The organism is Myxococcus llanfairpwllgwyngyllgogerychwyrndrobwllllantysiliogogogochensis, from assembly GCF_006636215.1.
Taxonomy (GTDB): domain Bacteria; phylum Myxococcota; class Myxococcia; order Myxococcales; family Myxococcaceae; genus Myxococcus; species Myxococcus llanfairpwllgwyngyllgogerychwyrndrobwllllantysiliogogogochensis.
On sequence record NZ_VIFM01001018.1, the window covers coordinates 1 to 386 of the forward strand.

The 386-nt window shown below is 67.6% G+C and carries 1 pseudogene; it reads right to left on the minus strand.

From position 1 onward, the window contains the following. Positions 1-68: 68 nt before the first annotated feature. A pseudogene (locus tag FJV41_RS56680) lies at positions 69-386 on the minus strand (3-oxoadipyl-CoA thiolase); the annotation flags it as partial.

Here is a 386-nt window from a genome sequence, read left to right on the forward strand (position 1 = left end):
GGCGATACCGACGCCCATCAGTCCCGCGCCGAGTACCGCCAGGCGTGGTGTAAACATAGTGGCTCCTGTTAACGTTGTAGGGTCATGGCGATGCCCTGGCCGCCGCCGACGCACAGGGTTGCCAGCCCTTTGCTGGCGCCCCGGCGCTGCATCTCATGCACCAGGCTGACGAGGATCCGGCAGCCGGAGGCGCCGATGGGATGGCCCAGGGCGATGGCGCCGCCGTTGACGTTGACCTTCTCGCTATCCCACTCAAGCAGCTGACCGACGGCCAGCGCCTGGACGGCAAAAGCCTCGTTGGCTTCGATAAGGTCCACCTCGTCCAGCGTCCAGCCGGCGCGATGCAGCGCCTGGCGGCAGGCGCTCACCGGGCCGATGCCCATCAC